Genomic DNA, 1,156 nt, shown 5'->3' on the forward strand with positions numbered 1-1,156 from the left:
AAGAAGAGCAGCTTGCCGGAGGCAACGAGGACACGACGCCGGGCTTGTTCACCGGCGACCTCGACTATGACTTCGGCCCCTTCGGCAGCGATTACACGCTGACGACGCAGCAGGTGTCGGCGTCGCTGAACATCTTATGGGGCGGCGACGACTCCAACACCGACGTCAATGGCGGTTTCGACGGCACCCAGGCGCCGGGCGACCGCTCGGTGGTGTTCGACGCCGGAACGGTCGCGGCGCTCGAGGCCCAGACTCTGTCATCCAACGGGACAGAACTGGCCTACGAGATCACCGGCAACGGCACGGTGCTGACGGCGACTGCAGGTGTTGGCGGCGCTGTCGTGTTCACGGTGACGCTGTCGGACGAAGATGCCGGCAGCTATGATTTCGTTCTGTCGCAAACGCTGGATCACCCGGCTGGCAGCGGCGAGAACGAGATCGCGTTCGAGTTCGATTTCGTGGCGCGCGACGGCGACGGCGACATAACAACCGGCGGCTTCGAGGTCCGTGTTCTGGACGACGTGCCGGTACAGGGTTCGGCTGCCGACAGTTCGGTCGACGAGGACAACCTGCTGACCGGCAATGTCGACAGCGGTTATCCCGGCGACATCATCGGTTCGGCGGCGACCTCCGGTGGCACCCTCGGTATTGCTTGGGGCACGGACGATAATCTGCGTGACGAGGACGCGGCCGACACTTTTGGCCGCTCGGTGGCCTTCGTGCGCAATGGCGGCTCCTCGGGTTCGGCAAACCCGATTGGGGCGGGCGCGGCGGCGGCGACGCAACTCGGCCTTTCCGGCTCACTCAGTTCCGATGGTACCGCGCTGGCCTATCAGATCGTCGAGACGATCGGTGCCAACGGCAACTGGAACGGCGGCTACCAGCTGATCGCCTACAAGAGCGGCGGCGACTTCAACAACGCCGACCACCAAGTCTTCAAGCTGACCCTCGACCCGACCTCGGCTGACGGCTCCTACACGTTCGAACTGATCGGCAATCTCGATCACCCGACTGCGAACACCGAAGACAATATCGACCTCAACTTCGCCTTCCGCGCCATCGACGCCGACGGCGACATCGGGTCGCGCGAAAGCTTCCGCGTCCGCGTCGACGACGACGCGCCGGTGATCGGCGGAGCCTCGGCCAATGGAGTTGT

The 1,156-nt window shown here is 64.4% G+C and carries 1 protein-coding gene; it reads left to right on the forward strand.

Annotated features, from left to right (window positions below; genetic code table 11):
* Positions 1-1,156: T1SS-143 repeat domain-containing protein (locus tag EP165_RS20305; protein ID WP_501981700.1), on the forward strand; the 1,156-nt coding region annotated here is incomplete at both ends.

Origin of the sequence: Mesorhizobium sp. Z1-4, assembly GCF_004000235.1 — a bacterium.
GTDB lineage: Bacteria > Pseudomonadota > Alphaproteobacteria > Rhizobiales > Rhizobiaceae > RCIO01.